19 protein-coding genes are annotated in these 22,159 nt (G+C 71.4%); 7 read left to right on the top strand and 12 right to left on the bottom strand.

Going from position 1 to position 22,159, the window contains the following annotated elements; genetic code table 11:
- The first annotated feature begins 11 nt into the window (after positions 1–11).
- The 6 genes from tkt to pgl all read left to right on the top strand — a co-directional run bounded on the left by tkt (position 12) and on the right by pgl (position 8,209).
- Positions 12–2,042, top strand: a complete 2,031-nt coding sequence (gene tkt / locus ACYVDA_RS18785; RefSeq protein WP_460820091.1) for a transketolase — start codon at positions 12–14, stop codon at positions 2,040–2,042.
- 77 nt (positions 2,043–2,119) lie between these two features.
- On the top strand, positions 2,120–3,226 hold the full coding sequence (gene tal / locus ACYVDA_RS18780) for a transaldolase (RefSeq protein WP_460820022.1): 1,107 nt from the start codon (positions 2,120–2,122) through the stop codon (positions 3,224–3,226).
- Positions 3,223–4,878 carry a glucose-6-phosphate isomerase gene (gene pgi / locus ACYVDA_RS18775; protein WP_460820021.1) on the top strand — a complete coding sequence of 552 codons (1,656 nt, stop codon included), beginning with the start codon at positions 3,223–3,225 and terminating at the stop codon, positions 4,876–4,878. Before tal ends, pgi begins: the two co-directional genes overlap by 4 nt.
- Before the next feature lie 106 nt (positions 4,879–4,984).
- Entirely contained in the window at positions 4,985–6,481 is a 1,497-nt protein-coding gene (gene zwf / locus ACYVDA_RS18770) for a glucose-6-phosphate dehydrogenase (RefSeq protein ID WP_460820090.1), read from the top strand.
- Positions 6,482–6,533: 52 nt separating this feature from the next.
- Positions 6,534–7,439 carry a glucose-6-phosphate dehydrogenase assembly protein OpcA gene (locus tag ACYVDA_RS18765; protein ID WP_460820020.1) on the top strand — a complete coding sequence of 302 codons (906 nt, stop codon included), beginning with the start codon at positions 6,534–6,536 and terminating at the stop codon, positions 7,437–7,439.
- Complete coding sequence (gene pgl / locus ACYVDA_RS18760; RefSeq protein WP_460820019.1) at positions 7,439–8,209, top strand: 6-phosphogluconolactonase; 771 nt, start codon at positions 7,439–7,441, stop codon at positions 8,207–8,209. The genes ACYVDA_RS18765 and pgl overlap by 1 nt, the downstream gene beginning before the upstream one ends.
- Here pgl and ACYVDA_RS18755 read toward each other — a convergent pair.
- The 10 genes from ACYVDA_RS18755 to uvrC form a co-directional block, all read right to left on the bottom strand.
- A complete protein-coding gene (locus ACYVDA_RS18755; protein ID WP_460820018.1) occupies positions 8,148–9,422 on the bottom strand; it encodes a hypothetical protein in 1,275 nt (424 codons plus the stop codon). The genes pgl and ACYVDA_RS18755 overlap by 62 nt on opposite strands.
- A gap of 64 nt (positions 9,423–9,486) precedes the next feature.
- Positions 9,487–9,846 carry an RNA polymerase-binding protein RbpA gene (locus ACYVDA_RS18750; RefSeq protein ID WP_460820017.1) on the bottom strand — a complete coding sequence of 120 codons (360 nt, stop codon included), beginning with the start codon at positions 9,844–9,846 and terminating at the stop codon, positions 9,487–9,489.
- A gap of 27 nt (positions 9,847–9,873) precedes the next feature.
- Positions 9,874–10,110, bottom strand: a complete 237-nt coding sequence (secG, locus tag ACYVDA_RS18745; RefSeq protein ID WP_460820016.1) for a preprotein translocase subunit SecG — start codon at positions 10,108–10,110, stop codon at positions 9,874–9,876.
- Between the two features lie 44 nt (positions 10,111–10,154).
- Positions 10,155–10,928, bottom strand: coding sequence for a triose-phosphate isomerase (tpiA, locus tag ACYVDA_RS18740; protein ID WP_460820089.1), 774 nt, complete (start codon positions 10,926–10,928; stop codon positions 10,155–10,157).
- A 70-nt stretch (positions 10,929–10,998) separates the two neighbouring features.
- The gene (locus ACYVDA_RS18735; RefSeq protein WP_460820015.1) at positions 10,999–12,186 is read right to left on the bottom strand and encodes a phosphoglycerate kinase; all 1,188 of its coding nucleotides are present in this window, start codon (positions 12,184–12,186) and stop codon (positions 10,999–11,001) included.
- A gap of 2 nt (positions 12,187–12,188) precedes the next feature.
- Entirely contained in the window at positions 12,189–13,184 is a 996-nt protein-coding gene (gap, locus tag ACYVDA_RS18730) for a type I glyceraldehyde-3-phosphate dehydrogenase (RefSeq protein WP_460820014.1), read from the bottom strand.
- A gap of 76 nt (positions 13,185–13,260) precedes the next feature.
- Positions 13,261–14,247, bottom strand: a complete 987-nt coding sequence (gene whiA / locus ACYVDA_RS18725; protein ID WP_460820013.1) for a DNA-binding protein WhiA — start codon at positions 14,245–14,247, stop codon at positions 13,261–13,263.
- A 10-nt stretch (positions 14,248–14,257) separates the two neighbouring features.
- Positions 14,258–15,211, bottom strand: coding sequence for a gluconeogenesis factor YvcK family protein (locus ACYVDA_RS18720; RefSeq protein WP_460820012.1), 954 nt, complete (start codon positions 15,209–15,211; stop codon positions 14,258–14,260).
- Between the two features lie 6 nt (positions 15,212–15,217).
- Positions 15,218–16,129 (bottom strand): RNase adapter RapZ, encoded by a 912-nt coding sequence (gene rapZ, locus ACYVDA_RS18715; protein WP_460820011.1) that lies wholly within the window; start codon positions 16,127–16,129, stop codon positions 15,218–15,220.
- Positions 16,129–18,102: an excinuclease ABC subunit UvrC gene (gene uvrC, locus ACYVDA_RS18710; RefSeq protein ID WP_460820010.1), complete on the bottom strand. Its 1,974-nt coding sequence runs from the start codon at positions 18,100–18,102 to the stop codon at positions 16,129–16,131. The genes rapZ and uvrC overlap by 1 nt, the downstream gene beginning before the upstream one ends.
- A gap of 109 nt (positions 18,103–18,211) precedes the next feature.
- Here uvrC and ACYVDA_RS18705 point away from each other — a divergent pair, with 109 nt between their 5' ends.
- The gene (locus ACYVDA_RS18705; protein ID WP_460820009.1) at positions 18,212–18,616 is read left to right on the top strand and encodes a universal stress protein; all 405 of its coding nucleotides are present in this window, start codon (positions 18,212–18,214) and stop codon (positions 18,614–18,616) included.
- Between the two features lie 44 nt (positions 18,617–18,660).
- On the opposite strand, the gene ACYVDA_RS18700 is transcribed toward ACYVDA_RS18705, so the two are convergent.
- Both ACYVDA_RS18700 and uvrA read right to left on the bottom strand, forming a co-directional pair.
- Positions 18,661–19,110, bottom strand: a complete 450-nt coding sequence (locus ACYVDA_RS18700; protein WP_460820008.1) for a Rieske (2Fe-2S) protein — start codon at positions 19,108–19,110, stop codon at positions 18,661–18,663.
- A 162-nt stretch (positions 19,111–19,272) separates the two neighbouring features.
- Positions 19,273–22,131 (bottom strand): excinuclease ABC subunit UvrA, encoded by a 2,859-nt coding sequence (uvrA, locus tag ACYVDA_RS18695; RefSeq protein WP_460820007.1) that lies wholly within the window; start codon positions 22,129–22,131, stop codon positions 19,273–19,275.
- Positions 22,132–22,159: the final 28 nt, after the last annotated feature.

Below are 22,159 nucleotides of genomic sequence, written 5' to 3'. Positions count from 1 at the left end.
GTGTCCTGGCCATGGACGCCGTGCAGAAGGTCGGCAACGGACACCCGGGCACGGCGATGAGCCTCGCGCCGGCGGCCTACCTGCTCTTCCAGAAGGTGATGCGGCACGACCCGGCCGACCCCGACTGGCTCTCGCGCGACCGCTTCGTGCTCTCGTGCGGCCACTCCAGCCTCACGCTCTACATCCAGCTGTTCCTCGGCGGGTGGGGCCTGGAGCTGGAGGACCTCAAGGCCCTGCGCACCTGGGACTCCAAGACCCCGGGCCACCCGGAGTACGGCCACACCGCCGGCGTCGAGACCACCACCGGCCCGCTGGGCCAGGGTGTGGGCAACGCCGTCGGCTTCGCGATGGCCGCCCGCCGCCAGCGCGGCATGTTCGACCCGGAGGCCAAGCAGGGCGAGTCGCCCTTCGACCACCACGTCTACGCCCTGTGCTCCGACGGCGACCTGGAGGAGGGCGTCAGCGCCGAGGCCTCCTCGATCGCCGGCACCCAGCAGCTGGGCAACCTGACGCTGATCTACGACGACAACCAGATCTCGATCGAGGACGACACCAACATCGCCTTCACCGAGGACGTCGCCGCGCGCTACGAGGCCTACGGCTGGCACGTGCAGACCGTCGACTGGACCCACGGCGGCAAGGAGTACAAGGAGGACGTCCACGCCCTCCACGCCGCCATCGTCGCGGCGCGGGAGGTCACCGACCGCCCGAGCTTCATCCGGCTCAAGACGATCATCGCCTGGCCTGCCCCGAACCTGCAGGGCACCGGCAAGGCCCACGGGTCGGCGCTCGGCGCCGACGAGGTCGCCGCGACCAAGAAGCTGATGGGCTTCGACCCGGAGCAGACCTTCGAGGTCCCGGCCGACGTCATCGCCCACACCCGCCAGCTGCGCGACCGTGGCACCAGCTGGGGCAGCGAGTGGGACGAGAAGTACGCCGCGTGGTCGAAGAAGCACCCCGACCGCCACGAGCTGCTGCACCGGATGAAGAGCAGGACGCTGCCCGACGGCTGGGACGCCGACCTGCCCACCTTCGACGCCGACGAGAAGGGTGTCGCGACCCGCAAGGCCTCCGGCGCCGTCATCCAGGCCATCGCCGCGGCCCTGCCGGAGTTCTGGGGCGGCTCGGCCGACCTCGCGGAGTCCAACAACACCACCATCGAAGGGGCTCCCTCCTTCATCCCGGCCGACCGCGCCACCAAGATGTGGAAGGCCGACCCGTACGCCGGCCGCGTGCTGCACTTCGGCATCCGCGAGCACGGCATGGGCGCGATCATGAACGGCATCGCCGCGCACGGTGACACCCGCGTCTTCGGCGGCACCTTCCTGACCTTCTCCGACTACATGCGCGGCGCCGTCCGGCTGGCGGCCCTGATGCACCTGCCCGTCACCTACGTGTGGACGCACGACTCCATCGGCCTCGGCGAGGACGGTCCCACCCACCAGCCGGTCGAGCACCTCGCGGCGCTGCGGGCGATCCCGGGCCTCGACGTCGTGCGTCCCGGCGACGCCAACGAGACGGCCGCCTGCTGGAAGCGCATCATCGAGAACCACGACCGTCCGGCCGGCATCATCCTGACCCGCCAGAACGTGCCGACCTACCCCCGCGGCACCGACGGCTACGCCACCACCGACGACGTCGCCAAGGGCGGCTACGTCCTGCTCGACGCCGAGGACGGCACCCCCGACGTCGTGCTGGTCGCGACCGGCTCGGAGCTGCAGCTGGCCGTCGAGGCGCGGAAGATCCTGGCGGGCCAGGGCGTTCAGGCTCGTGTGGTGTCCATGCCGTGTCGCGAGTGGTTCGACGAGCAGGAGCCGGCGTACCGCGAGACCGTGATCCCCCCGACCCTCAAGGCCCGCGTGGCCGTCGAGGCCGGCGTGGCCCAGGGCTGGCGCGAGATCGTGGGCGACCACGGCCGGATCGTGTCGCTGGAGCACTACGGCGCCTCGGCCGACTACCTGCGCCTCTACCGCGAGTTCGGCATCACCGCCGAGGCCGTGGCCGCGGCGGCGGAGGACAGCATCCGCGTCGCCACCGGCTGAGCCGACCCGGCGACCGGAGCCACCGCACCGACCGACCAACCAACGGCCCCGAACGGGCCAGTTCCGGGAGGAACCGCATGACCGACCACCTGAAGGACCTGTCCGACGCCGGCGTCTCGATCTGGCTCGACGACCTGTCGCGCGAGCTCATCGACAGCGGTGAGCTCAAGCGCCTGCTCGACGAGGACCACGTCGTCGGCGTCACCACCAACCCCTCGATCTTCGCCTCGGCGCTGGCCAAGGGCGAGAAGTACGACGACCAGGTGCGCGAGCTCGCCGCCCAGGGCGCCGACGTCGACAAGACCGTCTTCGCCCTGACCACCACCGACGTGCGCAACGCCTGCGACGTGCTGAAGCCGATCGCCGACGCGACCAACGGCGTCGACGGTCGTGTCTCGATCGAGGTCTCGCCGCTGCTGGCGCACGACCAGGAGGCGACCTTCGCCTCGGCCAAGGAGCTGTGGGCCGAGATCGACCGTGAGAACCTCCTGATCAAGATCCCGGCCACCACCGAGGGCGCCCCGGCCATCACCGACACCCTGGGCGGGGGCATCAGCGTCAACGTGACCCTGATCTTCGGCCTGGACCGCTACCACTCGGTGATGGAGGCCTACGTCGCGGGCCTGGAGAAGGCGCAGGCCAACGGGCACGACCTGTCCAAGATCCACTCCGTGGCCAGCTTCTTCGTCTCGCGCGTGGACACCGAGATCGACAACCGGATCAACAAGTCCGGCGCCGACACCGAGCTGCTCAGCAAGGCCGGCGTCGCCAACGCCCGCCTGGCCTACCAGGCCTACGAGCAGTTCTTCAGCGGCGAGCGCTGGGAGGCCCTCGAGGCCGCCGGTGCCCGCAAGCAGCGGCCGCTGTGGGCCTCGACCGGGGTCAAGAACCCCTCCCTGCCCGACACGATGTACGTCGTGGACCTCTGCGTCGACGGCACCGTCAACACGATGCCGGGCAAGACCCTCGAGGCCACCAAGGACCACGGCGAGATCACCGGTGACCGGGTGCGGCCGTTCTACGCCGACGCCCAGAAGGTCATGGACGACCTCGCCGCGGCCGGCGTGGACTACGACGACGTGATCACCACCGTCGAGCGGGAGGGCGTGGAGAAGTTCGAGTCCGCCTGGGGCGAGCTGCTGGACACCGTCAAGGGCCAGCTCGAGGCGGCGAAGCAGGCGTGACCGAGGCGCCCGTGGACGTCACCACCACCGCGGCCTGGTCCCGGCTGACCGAGCTGGCCGAGGCCTTCGAGCCCGACCTGCGGGGCTGGTTCGCCGCCGACGCCGACCGCGTCCCCCGGCTGACCTTCACCGCGGCCGACCTCACGGTCGACCTCTCCAAGGCGCTGCTCGACGACGAGGTGCTGGCCGCGCTGCTGCAGCTGGCCGAGGAGGTGGGCGTGACGGCCCGCCGCGACGCGATGTTCGCTGGCGAGCACGTCAACGTGACCGAGGACCGCGCGGTGCAGCACGTGGCCCTGCGGCTCCCCCAGACCTCCGGGGTGGAGGTCGACGGCCAGGACGTCGCGGCCGACGTCCACGAGGTGCTCGAGCGGGTCTACGCGTTCGCGCGCAAGGTCCGCGACGGCTCGTGGACCGGCGTCACGGGCGAGCGCATCCGCACGGTGGTCAACATCGGCATCGGTGGCTCCGACCTGGGTCCGGTGATGGCCTACGAGGCGCTCGCCCCCTACCGCCAGGACGGCCTGGAGTGCCGCTTCATCTCCAACATCGACCCGACCGACGCCGCGACCACGTTGGCCGGGCTGGACCCGGCCACCACGCTGTTCATCGTCTCCAGCAAGACCTTCGGCACCCTGGAGACGCTGACCAACGCGCGCCTGTGCAAGGCGTGGCTGCTCGAGGGCCTGGGTGACGCCGACGAGGCCGAGGCGGTGGCCAAGCACTTCGTGGCCGTCTCCACGGCCCTGGACAAGGTCGCCGACTTCGGGATCGACCCCGACAACGCCTTCGGGTTCTGGGACTGGGTCGGCGGGCGCTACTCGGTCGACTCCGCCATCGGCACCTCGCTGGTCGTCGCGATCGGCCCCGAGCGGTTCGCGGAGTTCCTGGCCGGCTTCCACGCGGTGGACGAGCACTTCCGCACCACCGAGCCGGCGCGCAACGTGCCGCTGCTGATGGGGCTGCTCAACGTCTGGTACACCAACTTCCTCGGTGCCCAGAGCCACGCGGTGCTCCCCTACGCCCAGCTGCTGCACCGCTTCCCGGCGTACCTCCAGCAGCTGACGATGGAGTCCAACGGCAAGGGGGTGCGCTGGGACGGCAGCCCGGTCACGACCGACACCGGCGAGATCTTCTGGGGGGAGCCCGGCACCAACGGGCAGCACGCCTTCTACCAGCTGATCCACCAGGGCACCCGGCTCGTCCCGGCCGACTTCATCGCGTTCGCCAACCCGGCGTACGCCCTGACCGACGGCGACACCGACGTCCACGAGCTGTTCCTGGCCAACTTCTTGGCCCAGACCCGCGCGCTGGCCTTCGGCAAGACCGCCGAGGAGGTCCGGGCCGAGGGCACGGACGAGGCGATCGTGCCGGCCCGGGTCTTCACCGGCAACCGCCCGACCACCTCGATCATCGCTCCCCGTCTGGACCCCGCGGTCCTGGGTCAGCTGGTCGCGCTCTACGAGCACGTCACCTTCACCCAGGGGGCCGTCTGGGGCATCGACAGCTTCGACCAGTGGGGCGTGGAGCTGGGCAAGAAGCTGGCCCAGGAGGTCGGGCCCGCCCTCGACGGCGACGCCGAGGCCCTGGCCCAGCAGGACGCCTCGACCCGCGCGCTGATCGACTACTACCGGACCCACCGCACCCGGTGACCACGGTGAGCAGCGGCTCCACCCCCAGCAGCACTCGCCCCAGGAGGCTCGCGTGAGCGACCACGTCAGCTCGGTCAACCCGCTGCGCGACCCCGACGACCGGCGGATGCCCCGGATCGCCGGGCCCTGCGGCCTGGTGCTGTTCGGCGTGACGGGCGACCTGGCGCGCAAGAAGGTGATGCCGGCGATCTACGACCTGGCCAACCGCGGTCTGCTGCCGCCCGGCTTCAGCCTGGTCGGCTACGCGCGCCGCGACTGGGCGCACCAGGACTTCGCCCAGATCGTGCACGACTCCGTGCGCGAGCACGCCCGCACCGAGTTCCGCGAGGAAGTGTGGCAGCAGCTGTCGGAGGGCATCCGCTTCGTCCAGGGCGACTTCGACGACGACATCCAGTTCGGCAACCTGCGCCGCACCATCGAGGAGCTCGACGAGGTCCGCGGCACCGGCGGCAACCACGCCTTCTACCTCTCGATCCCGCCGAAGTTCTTCGGCAACGTGATCGGGCAGCTGCAGGAGCACGGGCTGACCGACGGCGGCGAGGGCTCGTGGCGTCGCGTCGTGGTGGAGAAGCCCTTCGGCCACGACCTGGAGTCGGCCCGCGAGCTCAACGCCGTGGTCAACGAGGTCTTCCCGCCCTCGGCGGTGTTCCGCATCGACCACTACCTCGGCAAGGAGACGGTGCAGAACATCCTGGCGATGCGCTTCGCCAACAACCTGTTCGAGCCGATCTGGAACAGCAACTACGTCGACCACGTGCAGATCACCATGGCCGAGGACATCGGCATCGGCGGCCGGGCGAGCTACTACGACGGCATCGGCGCCGCGCGCGACGTCATCCAGAACCACCTGCTCCAGCTGATGGCGCTGGTCGCGATGGAGGAGCCGGTCGCGTTCGACGCCGAGAGCCTGCGCGTGGAGAAGCAGAAGATCCTCTCCTCGGTCTCCCTGCCGCACCGACTCGACCTGACCACCGCCCGCGGGCAGTACGCCGCGGGCTGGGCCGGCGGCGAGGAGACCATCGGCTACCTCGACGAGGAGGACATCTCGAAGTCCTCCACGACCGAGACCTTCGCCGCCATCCGGGTCGACGTGGAGACCCGGCGCTGGGCCGGGGTGCCGTTCTACCTGCGCACCGGCAAGCGCCTCGGCCGCCGCGTCACCGAGGTCGCGCTGGTCTTCAAGCGGGCGCCGCACCTGCCCTTCAGCGAGACCGCCACCGAGGACCTGACCCACAACGCCGTGGTCTTCCGGATCCAGCCCGACGAGGGCATCACCATGCGCTTCGGCTCCAAGGTGCCCGGCACGGCGATGGAGATCCGCGACGTCAACATGGACTTCGCCTACGGCGGCACCTTCACCGAGGCCAGCCCGGAGGCCTACGAGCGCCTGATCCTCGACGTGCTGCTCGGCGACCCGCCCCTGTTCCCCCAGCAGGAGGAGGTCGAGCTGTCCTGGAAGATCCTCGACCCCGTCCTCCAGCACTGGGAGCGCCAGGACGCCGCCGGCAAGACCTCGGTCGAGCAGTACGCCCCCGGCCAGTGGGGCCCCGAGTCGGCCCACCAGATGCTCGCCCGCGACGGCCGCACCTGGCGCCGGCCGTGAGCGCCCCCGCCACCCCGTCCGACCCCCGTCCGAGCAGCGTGAGGAGCCCGTCGTGATCGAGCTGACCGAGACCAACTCCGCCGGCATCGCCGCGGCCCTCACCGACGCCCGGCGCAAGGCCGGGTCGCCGGCGATGGGGATGGTGATGACGCTGGTCGTCGTCGTCGACGAGGACGGCTCCGCCCAGGCCATGGACTGCGCCCGCGCCGCCTCCCAGGAGCACCCGGCCCGCGTGCTGGGGGTCATCCTCGGTGACGGGCGCGGGCACGGCCACATCAACGCCCAGGTCGGCACCGGCCAGGGCTGGAGCGGGGAGACCGCCCTGATCCGCCTCCGGGGCGAGGTCGTCAAGCACCCCGAGTCGGTCGTGCTGCCGCTGCTGCTCCCCGACTCCCCCGTCGCCGTGTGGTGGCCCACCGACGCCCCGAGCGACCCGGCCGCCGACCCGCTCGGCGCGCTGGCCCAGCGCCGGGTCACCGACGCGGCCTCGGTCACGCGCGGCAGGACGACGGCGATCCGGCAGCAGGCGGCGGCGTACGCCAAGGGCAACACCGACCTCGCCTGGACCCGCCTGACCCCCTGGCGGGCGCTGATGGCGGCCGCCCTCGACCAGCACCCCCAGAAGGTCACGCGGGCCTCGGTGACCGCCGAGCGCACCAGCCCGAGCGCCGACCTCCTGGTCGCCTGGCTGACCGACCGGCTCAAGGTCGACGTCGACCGGCACACCTCCGGCGGGCCCGGCATCACCGAGGTCGTGATGACCACCAAGGGCGGGGACATCTCGATCACCCGGCCCGACGGCAAGCTCGCGACGTTCGTCTCCCCCGGTCAGCCCGACCGTCCCGTCGCGCTCAAGCGGCGCACCATCCCCGAGCTCCTGGCCGAGGAGCTGCGTCGCCTCGACGAGGACGACATCTACGCCGCCACCGCCCGACGTCTCGTCACCCTGGAGTCCTGATGTCCCACTCCCCCTCCGACCCCACCCCGACCGACGCGTCCTCGGGCGTGACCGTGGCGGTCCACCCCGACGCCGAGACCCTGGCGCGCACGGTCGCCCTGCGGCTGGTCGAGCGGCTGGTCGAGGTGCAGCGGGAGGGGCGGGTGCCGTCCCTGGTCCTGACCGGCGGCACCATCGCCGACGCGATCTACCAGCAGGTCGCCGAGCTGCCCGACGCCGGGCTGGACTGGGCGGTCGTCGACTTCTTCTGGGGCGACGAGCGCTACGTGCCGGCCGACTCCGAGGACCGCAACGACCGCTCGGTCGGGCTCGACCTGCTCGACAAGGTGGGCGTCGACCCGTCGCGCGTGCACGCGATGCCCGCGAGCGACGAGGCGCACGCCGACCTCGAGACCGCCGCGTCGGCGTACGGCGACCAGGTGCGGATGCACGAGACGGACCTGTTCGACCTCGTCCTGCTCGGCGTCGGTCCCGACGGCCACGTCGCCTCGCTGTTCCCCGGCTTCGACCAGCTCGAGCGCCACGACGCGATCGCGATGGGGGTCACCGACTCCCCCAAGCCCCCGCCGGAGCGGATCACGCTGAGCCTCGACGCGCTCAACCACGCGCGCGAGGTGTGGTTCCTGGTCTCCGGCGAGGGCAAGGCCGACGCCGTCGCCCGCGCCCTGGCCGACGAGGGGTCGGTCGCCGAGACCCCCGCCCGCGGCATCACCGTCGAGAACGCCACCTGGTTCCTCGACGAGGCGGCAGCGAGCCGGTTGCAGGGCTGACCGCTGGGCGCTGACCCGAACGGGACATGCACCACAGGCTCCCGGCGGCAATCAGGGCGCAGACGAGCTGGACCGCTATGACCGCCGCCTTGCTCGCCGGGCCGATCACCGTGGACTCGGCCCGCAGCGACGAGATGAGCATCGACACGAGGAAGAGGGCAACGCCGGCCCGATCGAGCATCGTTCCCCCCCTCACCCGCGTCGCCCTCAGCGGCTCGCTCGAGAACAACGCGACGGCCAGCGCGAGGGTGAGGACGGCCAAGGCCGACAACCGTTGCTCGTTGGCGGCGAGACCCGGGAAGTCAGGGCTGATCAACAGGGGTTGAGCAACGATGGCGGCCGAGACCACCAGGAGGACACCTGCCCCCAAGGCGTGGGGACTGCTCCAGCCCCGGCGGGTGCGCCGCCCCACGGCCCACCCCACCGCCAGCAGCGCGAGAGCGACCAGGAGCGGGAGGAACGTCCGCGCCACGTGGATGACGAGCGGCGAGACGTGGCCGGACGGGTGCAGGACGAGCGGCAGCACCGTGTCTTGGGGGATGCGGGGCTCGAACTGCGCCGTGAACGGAGCCGTGACCTGTCGGATGGCGCGGTGGCCCAACCACGGGACGACCACGAGACCCAGAGCGGTCACGACTCTCGTCCGCCGGGTGAGGTCCCACGTCCTGTCGCACCAGACCCAGATGGCCAGAGGTGGGACCGCCAGGAGAGCCGTTTGACGTGCGAGCACGGCGATCACCACACCCAGCCCCAGGATCACGAGACGACGATCCACCAGCCCGAGGATGGCAACAGCCAGGCCCAGGACGAAGAGCGGGTCGGCGTACAGCGCCGGGAACGGGAGGTAGGTGCGGAAGAAGTACGGGTTCAGCAGGAGCACCGCGAGGCCCAGGCTGACCGGCCACCGAGGTGCCACCAGCCTGAGCAGGATCGCGCGGGCGACGAGGACGACACCGAGGAGCACCACCCCCGAGAAGGCGCAGTAGACCACTTCGACCTGCACGCCGAGAGCCCTGGCCGTCAGTCCGACCGCGTAGTGGGGGACGAACCGGTCGGTGTACGCGGAGCCGATGCTGCTGCTCGGCAACCCAGGTGCTGCCCTTGCCATCCGGATGTAGGACTGCGAGTCGCCCGAGGCGCGGAACTGGCTGCTCCACGAGAGCCACGTGGTCGTCAGCAGCAACCACGCGACCATGGCCACGACCAGCAGCACGTCCGGGGCGCGAAGTCCACGAGGCGAGACCCGCCGCCTGGGGACCTCCAGGCCGGCTGAGGTCTCAGAAGACGACGTCACCGCTCTTGCGACGGCGCCGCAGGGTGGTGATCGCCTCTTCGAGGATGTCCTTGGCCTCGGTCTCGGAGCGGCGCTCCTTCACGTAGGCCAGGTGCGTCTTGTAGGGCTCGATCTTGGGCGCCGGGGGCGGGTTGTCCGAGTCCATGCTGGCCGGCAGCCCGCAGCGGGGGCAGTCCCAGGTCTCGGGGACCGTGGCCTCCATCGCGAAGGCGATCAGCGTGACGTGCTCGTGGGAGCAGAAGTAGGTCACGTTCTGTCGCGGAGCGGCGTCGCCACGCTCCGCCTCGCCCATGGGGCCGGCACCGACACGGCTGCCCCTGATGGCGTTTCCTGCGCCTGCCACGGTGGTCTCCTTCGAGAGAGCTTGAGTTCAGTTCCCGGTCTTGAGCAGGAGGCCCAGACCGACGACGCACGCGATCCACACCAGACCGATGCCGATCGTGATGCGGTCCAGGTTGCGCTCGGCCACGGACGATCCGCCCAGCCCGCTCGAGACACCACCGCCGAACATGTCGGAGAGCCCGCCGCCGCGCCCCTTGTGGAGGAGCACCAGCAGGATCATGAGCAAGCTCGAGATGATGAGCAAGACCTCGAAGACGATAACCACGGCGGCAGCCTAACAAGCCCTGACGCGCCGGGGCCGGACGACCCTCATCCCAGGCGGGGCATGTCGCGGAAGCGGCAGATCCCGCCGAACTCCTCGACCTGCAGGCTGGCCCCACCGACGAGGCACCCGTCGACGTCGTCCTGGTCCATGATGCCGGCGACGTTCGCGGCCTTGACCGAGCCGCCGTACAGCACGCGCACCCCGGCGGCCGCCTCGGCGCCGAAGGTCTCGCCGACCCGGGCGCGGATCGCGCCGCACACCTCCTGGGCGTCCTGCGGGGTCGCGACCTCGCCGGTGCCGATCGCCCAGACGGGCTCGTAGGCGACGACGATGCCGGCGACCTGCTCGGGGGCGAACCCGGCCAGCGAGCCGTCCACCTGGGCCAGCGTGTGCTCGACCTGGCGACCGGCCTGGCGGACCTCGAGGCCCTCGCCGACGCACACGATCGGGGTCATCCCGGCCGCGCGGGCGGCGTGCGCCTTGGCGTTGACCAGCGCGTCGTCCTCCGCGTGGTGCTGCCGGCGCTCACTGTGGCCCACCACGACGTAGGAGCACCCGAGCTTGGCCAGCATGCTCGCGGAGACCTCACCGGTCCAGGCGCCGTTGTCGTGCGCGGAGACGTCCTGGGCGCCGTAGCGCAGGTGCAGCCGGTCCCCGTCCACGATCGTCTGCACGCTGCGCAGGTCGGTGAACGGCGGGACGACCACGACCTCGGTGCGGGCGAAGTCGTGCTTCTTGTCCGACAGCGTCCAGGCGAGCTTCTGGACCAGGACGACGGCCTCCTGGTGGTTGAGGTTCATCTTCCAGTTGCCCGCCATCAGGGGCGTGCGCGTGCTCGTGGCCAAGGTGGGAGTCCGATCGTCGAGGAGGTGGCGGGGTTGGGGCGGCTCAGGACAGGACGTCGACGCCGGGCAGGTCCTTGCCCTCGAGGTACTCCAGGCTGGCGCCGCCACCGGTGGAGATGTGGCCGAAGGCGTCGTCGGCGAACCCCAGACGGCGTACGGCGGCCGCGGAGTCGCCTCCCCCGACCACGGAGAGGCCGTCGACCTCGGTGAGGGCCTGGGCGACCGCGCGCGTGCCGGCGGCGAAGGCGTCGAACTCGAACACGCCCATGGGCCCGTTCCAGAACACCGTGCGGGCGCCCGCGATCTCGGCCGCGAAGGCCGCGCCCGAGTCGGGCCCGATGTCGAGACCGATCTGGTCGGCGGGGATCGCGTCGACCGCGACGACCGTGGGCGTCGCGTCGGCGGAGAACTCCGGCGCCACGACGACGTCGGTGGGCAGCACGATCCGCACCCCGGACTCCTCCGAGCGGCGCAGGTAGTCGCGGCAGGTCTCGACCTGGTCGGTCTCGAGCAGGCTCTTGCCCACCTCGTGACCCTGGGCCGCGAGGAAGGTGAAGACCATCCCGCCGCCGATCAGCAGGGTGTCGGCCTTGCCGAGCAGGTTGTCGATGACCGCGAGCTTGTCGCTGACCTTGGACCCGCCGAGCACGACCACGTAGGGGTGCTCGGGGGCGTCGGTGAGGCGCCGCAGCACCTCGATCTCGGCGCTGACCAGGCCGCCCATGGCGTGCGGGAGCCGCTGCGCGACGTCGTACACGCTGGCCTGCTTGCGGTGCACGACGCCGAAGCCGTCGCTGACGAAGACGTCGCCCAGGGCCGCCAGCTGGTCGGCGAACGCCCCTCGCTCGGCGTCGTCCTTGCTGGTCTCGCCCGCGTTGAAGCGGACGTTCTCCAGGACCGCGACCTGACCGTCACCGAGGCCGTCGACGACGGACCGGGCGGACTCGCCCACCGTGTCGCTCGCGAAGGCCACCTCGGTGCCCAGCAGCTCACCGAGTCGCGTCGCCACGGGAGCGAGGGAGTACTTCTCGTCGGGCTCACCCTGGGGGCGGCCCAGGTGCGCCATCACCACCACCCGCGCCCCGGCGTCGGCCAGGGCACGGATGGTGGGGACGCTGGCGCGGATCCGGCCGTCGTCGGTGATGGTCCGGCCGTCGAGCGGGACGTTCAGGTCCGAGCGGACCAGGACCCGCTGGCCGGCGACGTCGCCGAGGTTCGCGTAGTCGCCCACGATCAGAGGGTCGCGCCGATGTGGGTGATCAGGTCGGCCAGGCGGTTGGAGTAGCCCCACTCGTTGTCGTACCAGCCGACGACCTTGACCTGGTTGCCGATGACCTTGGTCAGGGGCGCGTCGAAGATGCAGGACGCCGGGTCGGTGACGATGTCGGTCGAGACCAGCGGGTCGGTGGAGTAGCGCAGGAAGCGGCCGTCGGCGGCCTTCTCGACCGCGGCGTTGACCTCCTCGACGGTGGTCTCGCGGCCGGCCTCGAAGGTGAGGTCGGTGGCGGAGCCAGTCGGGACGGGCACGCGGATGGCGTAGCCGTCGAGCTTGCCCTTGAGCTCGGGCAGGACCAGGCCGATCGCCTTCGCGGCACCGGTCGAGGTCGGCACCAGGTTGATGGCGGCCGCGCGGGCGCGACGCGGGTCCTTGTGGATGTTGTCCTGGAGGTTCTGGTCGGCGGTGTAGGCGTGGATGGTGGTCATCAGGCCCTTGACGATGCCGAACTCGTCGTTGAGCGCCTTGGCCATCGGCGCCAGGCAGTTGGTGGTGCACGAGGCGTTGGAGATGACGTGGTGCGTGGCCGGGTCGTAGTCCTCGTGGTTCACGCCCATGACGACGGTGAAGTCGTCGTTGGTCGCGGGGGCCGAGATGATGACCTTCTTGGCGCCGCCGGTGAGGTGGGCCTTGGCCTTGGTGGCGTCGGTGAAGAAGCCGGTGGACTCCACGACGACGTCCGCGCCGATCTCGCCCCACTTCAGGGCGGCGGGGTCGCGCTCGGCGAACGCGGTGATCTCCTGGTCGCCGACCCGGATCGAGGTGTCGGTGGCGGAGACGTCCGCGTCGAGGCGACCCAGGATCGAGTCGAACTTCAGCAGGTGGGCCAGGGTCTTGTTGTCGGTGAGGTCGTTGACCCCCACGATCTCGATGTCGGCCCCCGACGCGCGCACCGCGCGGAAGAAGTTGCGGCCGATGCGGCCGAAGCCGTTGATACCAACGCGGACAGTCACAGCGAAATCTCCTGGATCGGCGATCTGGTCGGACTGCGACCCTATCGTGATCCGGCCGTGACCTCGACGGGCCGGGTCAGGCCTCCTCGGCCAGCATCTCCGGGGTCAACGAGGACTCGGTGTCGGGGATGCCGAGGTCCTCGGCCTGCTTGTCGGCCATGGCCAGCAGGCGGCGGATCCGGCCCGCGATCGCGTCCTTGGTCAGCACCGGGTCGCTGAGCTGACCGAGCTCCTCCAGGGAGGCCTGCTTGTGCTCCAGCCGCAGCCGCCCGGCCTGCTGGAGGTGGTCGGGGATCTCGTCGCCCAGGATCTCCAGGGCCCGCTCGACGCGGGCGCCGGCGGCCACCGCGGCGCGGGCGGAGCGGCGCAGGTTGGCGTCGTCGAAGTTGGCCAGGCGGTTGGCGGTGGCGCGGACCTCGCGCCGCATCCGGCGCTCCTCCCAGGCCAGGACCGACTCGTGGGCCCCCAGGCGGGTGAGCAGCTGGCTGATGGCGTCGCCGTCGCGGATCACGACCCGGTCCACGCCGCGCACCTCGCGGGCCTTGGCCGAGATGCCGAGCCGGCGCGCCGACCCGACGAGGGCCAGGGCGGCCTCGGGGCCGGGGCAGGTCACCTCGAGCGCGCTGCTGCGGCCGGGCTCGGTCAGCGAGCCGTGGGCCAGGAACGCCCCGCGCCAGGCGGCGACGGCGTCGCAGCCGGACCCGTTGACCACGACGGGGGGCAGCCCGCGCACGGGCCGGTTGCGCTGGTCGATCAGGCCGGTCTGGCGAGCCAGGGACTCGCCGTCCTTGGCCACGCGCACGATGTAGCGGGAGCCGCGACGGATGCCGCTGCCCTTGAGCAGCACCACCTCGGGCTGGTGGCCGAAGACCTCGGTGATGTCCTTGCGCATCCGGCGGGCCGCAGCACCGGTGTCGAGCTCGGCCTCGACCACGATGCCGCCGTTCACCAGGTGCAGGGCGTCCGCGAACCGGAGCGTGGAGGAGACCTCGGCCTTGCGGCAGCAGGTCTTCGTCACGTTCGTGCTGGCTAGCTCCGCCTTCACCTGTGCCGTCATCGCCATGGTCGCCACCCTAGTTCGCGCCGGTGAGGGACGCATACGCGGTGCCCAGCTTCACCGGGTCGTGCACCCCCGGCGTGTCGGAGGCGAGATCGGCCAGGACCAGGCGGGCGCCGGCGGCGGCCACGGCCTCGGCCAGGCGCTCGTCGCCCGCGGCGGAGGTGTCGGCCAGCACGGTGTGGACCCCGAGGTCGGGGGCGTGGTCCAGCAGCACCCGCAGGTGGTCGGCGTGGTCCAGGCCCCGGGTCTCCTCGGTGTTGGGCTCGAGGTTCATCGTCACCACCACGCCGGCGTCGGTGCTGCACAGCGCCCGGCGCAGGTCGGGCACGAGCAGGTGCGGCAGCACGCTGGTGAACCACGACCCGGGCCCCAGGACGACCCAGTCGGCCTGCGCGATCGCCTCGACCGCCTCGGGGCACGCCGTCGCGTCCTCGGGGTCCAGGCTGACCGACAGCACCTCACCCGGCGTCGAGGCCACCTCCACCTGTCCCCGGACGACCTCGACGGCCTCCGGGTCGTCCCCGGCCCCGCGGACGCGAGCGGTGATGTCCAGCGGGGTCACGGCCATCGGCAGCACCCGTCCGCGGGCGCCCAGCAGGCCCGCGACCCAGTCCAGCCCGTCGACGTGGTCGTGCAGCAGCTCCCACAGCGTGACGATCAGCAGGTTGCCCATGGAGTGGCCGTGCATGTCGCCGTCGGAGGCGAACCGGTGCTGGAGCACCTGGGCCCAGGTGCGGCCCCAGCGGTCGTCGCCGCACAGGGCGGCCAGGGCCATCCGCAGGTCGCCCGGGGGGAGCACGCCGAACTCCTCGCGCAGGCGGCCCGACGAGCCGCCGTTGTCGGCCACCGTCACCACCGCGGTCAGGTCGGCGGTCAGGCTCCGCAGGGCGGTCAGGGAGGCCGCGAGGCCGTGCCCGCCACCCAGCGCCACCACGGACGGCTCGGAGGACCACCGCGTCGTCGCCACGCCGGCCTACTCCCGGCCCAGGTCGCGGTGGGTGGCGGTCGCGGCCAGGCCCAGTCCGCGCAGCCGCTGGGCGATCTCCTCCGACATCGCCACGCTGCGGTGCTTGCCGCCGGTGCAGCCCACGGCCACCGTCATGAACCGCTTGCCCTCGCGCAGGTAGCCCTCCCCCACGGTCTCGATCACGGGCACGTAGCGCTCCAGGAACTCCTGGGCGTCGTCCCGGTCCTTGACGTACGCCGCCACGTCGTCGTCCAGGCCGGTGCGCAGCCGCAGCTCGGGGACCCAGAACGGGTTCGGCAGGAAGCGCATGTCGGCCATCAGGTCGGCGTCGACCGGGACGCCGTACTTGAACCCGAAGCTGATCACGGTGACCTGCAGCCGCACGGTCTCGGTCGTGCCGAAGGAGCTGGCGATCTTGTCCTTGAGCTGGTGGACGTTGAGCGAGGTGGTGTCGACCACGAGGTCGGCGTCGCCGCGCAGGGTGGCCATCACGACCCGCTCCTGGGCGATGCCCTCCAGCAGCCGTCCCGCCCCCTGGAGGGGGTGCGGACGCCGGGCCGCCTCCTGCCGCCGGACCAGGATGTCGTCGGAGGCCTCCAGGAACAGCAGGGTGCGCCGCCGCAGGTGGAACCGCTCGTGGAGCTGGGCGCGCAGGGCGTCGAAGAACACCCCGGCGCGGACGTCGACGACCACCGCGACCGGCTGCTGCAGGCCCTGCCGCTCGTCGACGAGACCGACGACCGCGCCCACCAGCTCGGGGGGCAGGTTGTCGACCACGAAGTAGCCGAGGTCCTCGAGCTCCTTGGCGGCCGTGCTGCGGCCCGCCCCGGTCATGCCGGTGACCACGACCAGCTCGCCGGGCTCCGGCGCGTCGGCTGCTCCAGGCGCTCCTCCGGCCGGTGGGGACGGGTGCGACATCAGCTCTCCTCGATCTCACCGGTGGCGGTGTTGACCGCCGCCGAGCGGGGGGTGGCGGCCACGGCGTCGGCGATGGCCGTGGCGGTGCGGGTGCCGATGCCGGGCACCAGGGCGATCTCCTCGACCGTCGCGGACCGGAGCTTCTTCAACGACCCGAAGTGCTTGATCAGGGTCTTGCGCCGGACCTCGCCGAGACCGGGGACGTCGTCCAGGGTGCTCTCGACCATGGTCTTGGACCGTCGCGAGCGGTGGTGGTTGATGGCGAAGCGGTGCGCCTCGTCGCGCACGCGCTGGAGCAGGTAGAGCCCCTCGCTGCTGCGCGGCAGGATCACCGGGTCCTCCTCGCCGGGCAGCCACACCTCCTCCAGGCGCTTGGCCAGCCCGCACAGGGGGACGTCGTCGATGCCGAGCTCCTCGAGGGCGCGCTGGGCGGCGGCGACCTGGGGCAGCCCGCCGTCGACCACGACCAGGCCCGGGGTGTAGGCGAACTTGCGGGGGCGACCGGTGTCGGGGTCGATCAGCATCGGGCCCGAGTCGGGGTCGACCTCGCCACCGGCCAGGTCGCCGTGCTCGATGCGCTCGTCGAGGAGACGCCGGAAGCGTCGGGTGATCACCTCGTGCATCGAGGCGACGTCGTTGGACCCCTCCACCGTCTTGATCACGAACCGGCGGTACTCGCTCTTGCGCGCCAGTCCGTCCTCGAAGACCACCATCGAGGCCACCGTCTCGCTGCCCTGGTGGTGGGAGATGTCGTAGCACTCGATCCGCAGGGGCACGCCGGGCAGGTCCAGGGCCTCCTGGATCTCCTCCAGGGCCTGGTTGCGGGCGGTGAGGTCGCTGGCCCGCTTGGTCTTGTGCAGCAGCAGGGACTGCTGGGCGTTCTGCGCGACGGTCTCCTGGAGCGTGCGCTTGTCGCCCCGCCGCGGCACCCGGATGCTGACCCGGCTGCCCCGGCTCTCCGAGAGCAGCTGCTCGAAGGTGACGGCGTCCTCGGGCATCTCGGGGACCAGGATCTCTCGCGGGATGGCGTCGCCGTCCTCGCCGGCGTACAGCTGGAGCAGGAACTCCCCCACCAGCCCCGCGGTGTCGAGGTCGTCGACCCGGTCGGCGACCCAGCCGCGCTGGCCGCGGATGCGCCCCGAGCGCACGTGGAAGATCTGCACGGCCACCTCGAGCGGGTCCTCGGCCAGGGCGATCACGTCGGCGTCGGTGCCGTCGCCGAAGACGACGGCCTGCTTCTCCAGGGCCTTGGTCAGCGCCCCGAGGTCGTCGCGCAGGCGCGCCGCGCGCTCGTAGTCCTGGACCTCGGACGCGGCGTACATCTGCTGCTGGACGCGCTTGACGAAGGCGTCGGTCTTGCCGCCCATGAACTCGGCGAAGTCGTCGGCGATGGCGCGGTGCTCGTCGGCGTCGACGCGGCCCACGCAGGGCGCCGCGCACTTCTCGATGTAGCCCAGCAGGCAGGGGCGACCGATCTGCTGGGACCGCTTGAAGACGCCGTTGCTGCAGGACCGCATCGGGAACACCCGCAGCAGCAGGTCGACGGTCTCGCGGATCGCCCACGCGTGGCTGTAGGGGCCGAAGTAGCGCACGCCCTTGCGCTTGACCCCCCGGCCGACCATGACGCGCGGGAACTCCTCGCCCATCGTGATCGCCAGCCACGGGTAGGACTTGTCGTCGCGGTACTTGACGTTGAAGCGGGGGTCGAACTCCTTGATCCAGGAGTACTCCAGCTGGAGCGCCTCGACCTCGGTGCCGACCACGGTCCACTCCACCGACGCCGCCGTGGTCACCATCGTGGCCGTGCGGGGGTGCAGGTTGGCGAGGTCCTGGAAGTACGACGACAGCCGCGGCCGCAGGCTCTTGGCCTTGCCGACGTAGACGACCCGCCCGTCCTTGTCGCGGAAGCGGTAGACGCCCGGACGGGTGGGGATCGAGCCGGCGGCAGGACGGTACGTCGACGGGTCGGCCACGGGCTCAAGCCTACGAGACGCTACCGACAGCACCAGGCCCAGGCGCGGGCACCGATATCCTGTCCGCGGCGACGTGGTCCCGCGTCGCCGCACTCACGAGGAGCAGCTGATGAGCAACGACCTGCGGACCATCGTCGTCGGGTACCTGCCGACCCCCGAGGGCCTCGCGGCCTTCCAGCACGCCAAGAAGTGGGCGTCGGCGTCCTCCGCGCGCCTGGTGGTGCTCAACACCGGCCACAACGGCGACTACGCGCACGCCAGCTTCGCCACCGCGCAGGACATGGACGCCATCGAGGCCGAGCTGGCCGACGCCGACCTCGACCACGCGGTGATGCAGCCCACCGACGGCAAGTCGGCCGCCGAGGCCATCCTCACCCTCGCCGCGAGCGAGGACGCCGACCTGATCGTGATCGGGATGCGCCGCCGGAGCCCGGCCGGCAAGCTGATCACCGGCAGCACCGCCCAGCAGATCCTGCTCGACGCCCCCTGCCCGGTGCTCTCGGTCAAGGCCTGACGCCTGACCCGGTCCGGGCCGTCGGCCCGGACCGGGTGGTGGCGTCAGGAGACGCTGATCTCCCCGCCGCTGGTGGTCACCTTGAGCTCCTGGAGGGGCTTGGTGGCCGGCCCCTGGAGGACGGACCCGTCCTTGATCGAGAACTTGCTGCCGTGGCACGTGCAGTCGATCGAGGTGCCCTTGATCTCGGAGACCGGGCAGCCCTGGTGGGTGCAGATGGCGCTGAACGCCTTGAACTGCCCCTGGGTCGGCTGGGTGACCACGACCTTGTCGCCGCTGTAGATCTTGCCGCCGCCGACCGGCACGTCGGCGGCCTTGCCGATCGCGCCCTTGGCGGTCGTGCCGCCGGAGCCGGACGACCCGGAGGACCCGGACGAGTCGGAGGAGCCGCAGGCGGCCAGCAGGGGCAGCCCCACCCCGAGGCCCAGGAGCCCGCCGAGGAGGTGCCGCCGGTCGGCGACCAGCGGGGTGGGGGTGGATCGATCGACGCTCATGGGGACCTCCGGTCGGGACGGGCGCGGGCTGGTGACGAGGGCTGGTGTCCCGGTGGACTCCGGGCCCCGCGCGCCCCTCCAGCGTGCCGCACCCGGCTGAGACTGCGCTGAAGACGACCGGCCCTGGCCGGCCTGCGCGGCCCCGGGCAGCCCCGGGCGCCCTCAGCCCAGCAACGGCTTGAGGAACTCGCCGGTGAAGCTGTCCGGGTGCTGCGCCACCTGCTCGGGGGTGCCCGTGGCCACCACCGTGCCGCCACGGTTGCCGCCGGCCGGGCCCATGTCGATGACCCAGTCCGAGGTCTTGATGACGTCGAGGTTGTGCTCGATGACCAGCACGGTGTTGCCCTTGTCGACCAGGCTCGAGAGCACCCCCAGCAGCTTGCGGATGTCCTCGAAGTGCAGACCGGTGGTCGGCTCGTCGAGGACGTAGACCGTGCTTCCGGTGTTGCGCTTCTGGAGCTCGCTGGCCAGCTTGACGCGCTGCGCCTCGCCGCCGGACAAGGTGGTGGCGGGCTGGCCCAGCCGGACGTAGCCCAGACCGACCTCGACCAGGGTGGTGAGGTGGCGCGAGATGGCCGGGATGGCGGCGAAGAAGTCCACCGCCTCCTCGATCGGCATGTCCAGGACGTCGGCGACGGTCTTGCCCTTGTAGTGCACCTCGAGGGTCTCGCGGTTGTAGCGGGCCCCGTGGCACACCTCGCAGGGCACGTAGACGTCGGGCAGGAAGTTCATCTCGATCTTCAGGGTGCCGTCGCCGGAGCACGCCTCGCAGCGGCCGCCCTTGACGTTGAAGGAGAACCGGCCCTGGAGGTAGCCGCGCATCTTGGCCTCGGGGGTCGAGGCGAACAGCTTGCGCACGTGGTCCCAGACCCCGGTGTAGGTCGCCGGGTTGGACCGCGGCGTGCGACCGATCGGCGACTGGTCGACGTGGATCACCTTGTCGACCTGCTCGATGCCGGTGATCTTGCGGTGCCGACCCGGCACGGTGCGGGCGTTGTAGATCTGCTTGGCCAGCGCGGTGTAGAGGATGTCGTTGACCAGCGTGGACTTGCCGGAGCCGGAGACACCGGTGACCGAGACGAAGCAGCCCAGCGGGAACGCCACGTCGACGTTCTGCAGGTTGTTCTCCCGCGCACCGTGGACCTTGAGCTCGCGGCCCTTCGTCGGCGGGCGCCGGGTGGCCGGGACCGCGATGCTCTTGCGCCCCGAGAGGTAGAGCCCGGTCTCGGAGTCGCGGTGCTCGAGCAGGCCCTGGACCGTGCCGGAGTGGACCACCTGGCCGCCGTGCTCGCCGGCGCCGGGCCCGATGTCGACCACCCAGTCGGCCACCTTGATGGTGTCCTCGTCGTGCTCGACCACGATCAGGGTGTTGCCGAGGTTCTTGAGCCTGACCAGCGTCTCGATCAGCCGCTGGTTGTCGCGCTGGTGCAGCCCGATGCTGGGCTCGTCGAGGACGTAGAGGACCCCCACCAGCCCGGCGCCGATCTGGGTCGCGAGCCGGATCCGCTGGGCCTCGCCACCCGAGAGGGTGGCCGAGGGCCGGTCCAGCGACAGGTAGTCCAGGCCGACGTCGAGCAGGAAGCGCAGCCGCTCCTGGATCTCCTTGAGGACCTGCTCGGCGATCTGCCGCTCACGCGCCGACAGCTCCAGCGCGTTGAGCCAGGCCGCGGCCTCGTTGAGCGGCAGCGCGCAGACCTGGGCGATGCTCAGGCCGCCCCGGTCGAACTCGCCGCCCAGCGACACCGAGGTGATCACGGGCTTGAGGCGGGTGCCCTGGCAGGCGGGGCAGGCGACCTCGCGCATGTAGCCCTCGAAGCGCTCGCGGCTGGTGTCGCTCTCGGCCTCGCGGTGGCGACGCTCGATGTAGGGCCGCACGCCCTCGAAGTTGGTGTAGTAGGAGCGCTGGCGGCCGTAGCGGTTGGTGTGGCGCACGTGCACCTTGGTGGCGTGCCCCTCGAGCACCGCCTTGCGGGCCTTGGCGGGCAGCTTCTCCCACGGGGTGTTCAGGTCGAAGCCGAGCTCGTCGCCCAGTGCACCCAGCAGGCGGGTGAAGTAGTCGGCGACGTGGGCGCCGGACCAGGGCTGGATGACGCCCTCGCCCAGGGTGGCCCCGGGGTCGGCGACGACCAGCTCGGGGTCGACCTCCATCCGGGTGCCCAGCCCGTGGCACTCCGGGCAGGCGCCGAAGGGCGAGTTGAAGGAGAACGAGCGCGGCTCGAGCTCGTCGGTCTCGATGTCGTGCTCGTTGGGGCACGACATCTTCTCCGAGAAGCGCAGCTCCTTGCGCGGGTCCTTGGCGTCGAGGTCCACCAGGTCGAACAGCACCAGGCCGCCGGCCAGCTCCAGCGCGGTCTCGACCGAGTCGGTCAGGCGGCGCTTGCTGGACTCCTTGGCCGAGAGCCGGTCGACCACGACCTCGATGGTGTGCTTCTTCTGCTTCTCCAGCGTCGGCGGCTCGGCGAGCTGGATGGTGTCGCCGTTGACGCGGGCACGGCTGAAGCCCTGGGACTGCAGGCTGCGGAACAGCTCGAGGTACTCCCCCTTGCGCCCGCGGATCACCGGGGCCAGCACCTGGAAGCGGGTGCCCTCCTCGAGCTGGAGGACGCGGTCCACGATCTGCTGCGGGGTCTGGCGCTCGATCGGGGCGCCGCACTGCGGGCAGTGCGGGCGGCCCGCGCGGGCGTAGAGCAGGCGCAGGTAGTCGTAGACCTCGGTGATGGTGCCGACGGTCGAGCGCGGGTTCTTCGAGGTCGACTTCTGGTCGATCGAGACCGCGGGGCTGAGGCCCTCGATGAAGTCGACGTCGGGCTTGTCCATCTGCCCCAGGAACTGACGGGCGTACGCCGAGAGCGACTCGACGTAGCGACGCTGGCCCTCGGCGAAGATGGTGTCGAAGGCGAGGCTCGACTTGCCCGACCCGGACAGGCCGGTGAACACGATCAGGGAGTCGCGCGGCAGGTCGAGGGAGATGTCCTTGAGGTTGTGCTCGCGAGCACCTCGGATGACGAGCTGGTCAGCCACTGGTCGAACCCCTACGCGTGGTGGATGG

This window comes from Nocardioides korecus, assembly GCF_054778395.1.
This window is presented reverse-complemented; position numbering and strand designations above follow the sequence as displayed.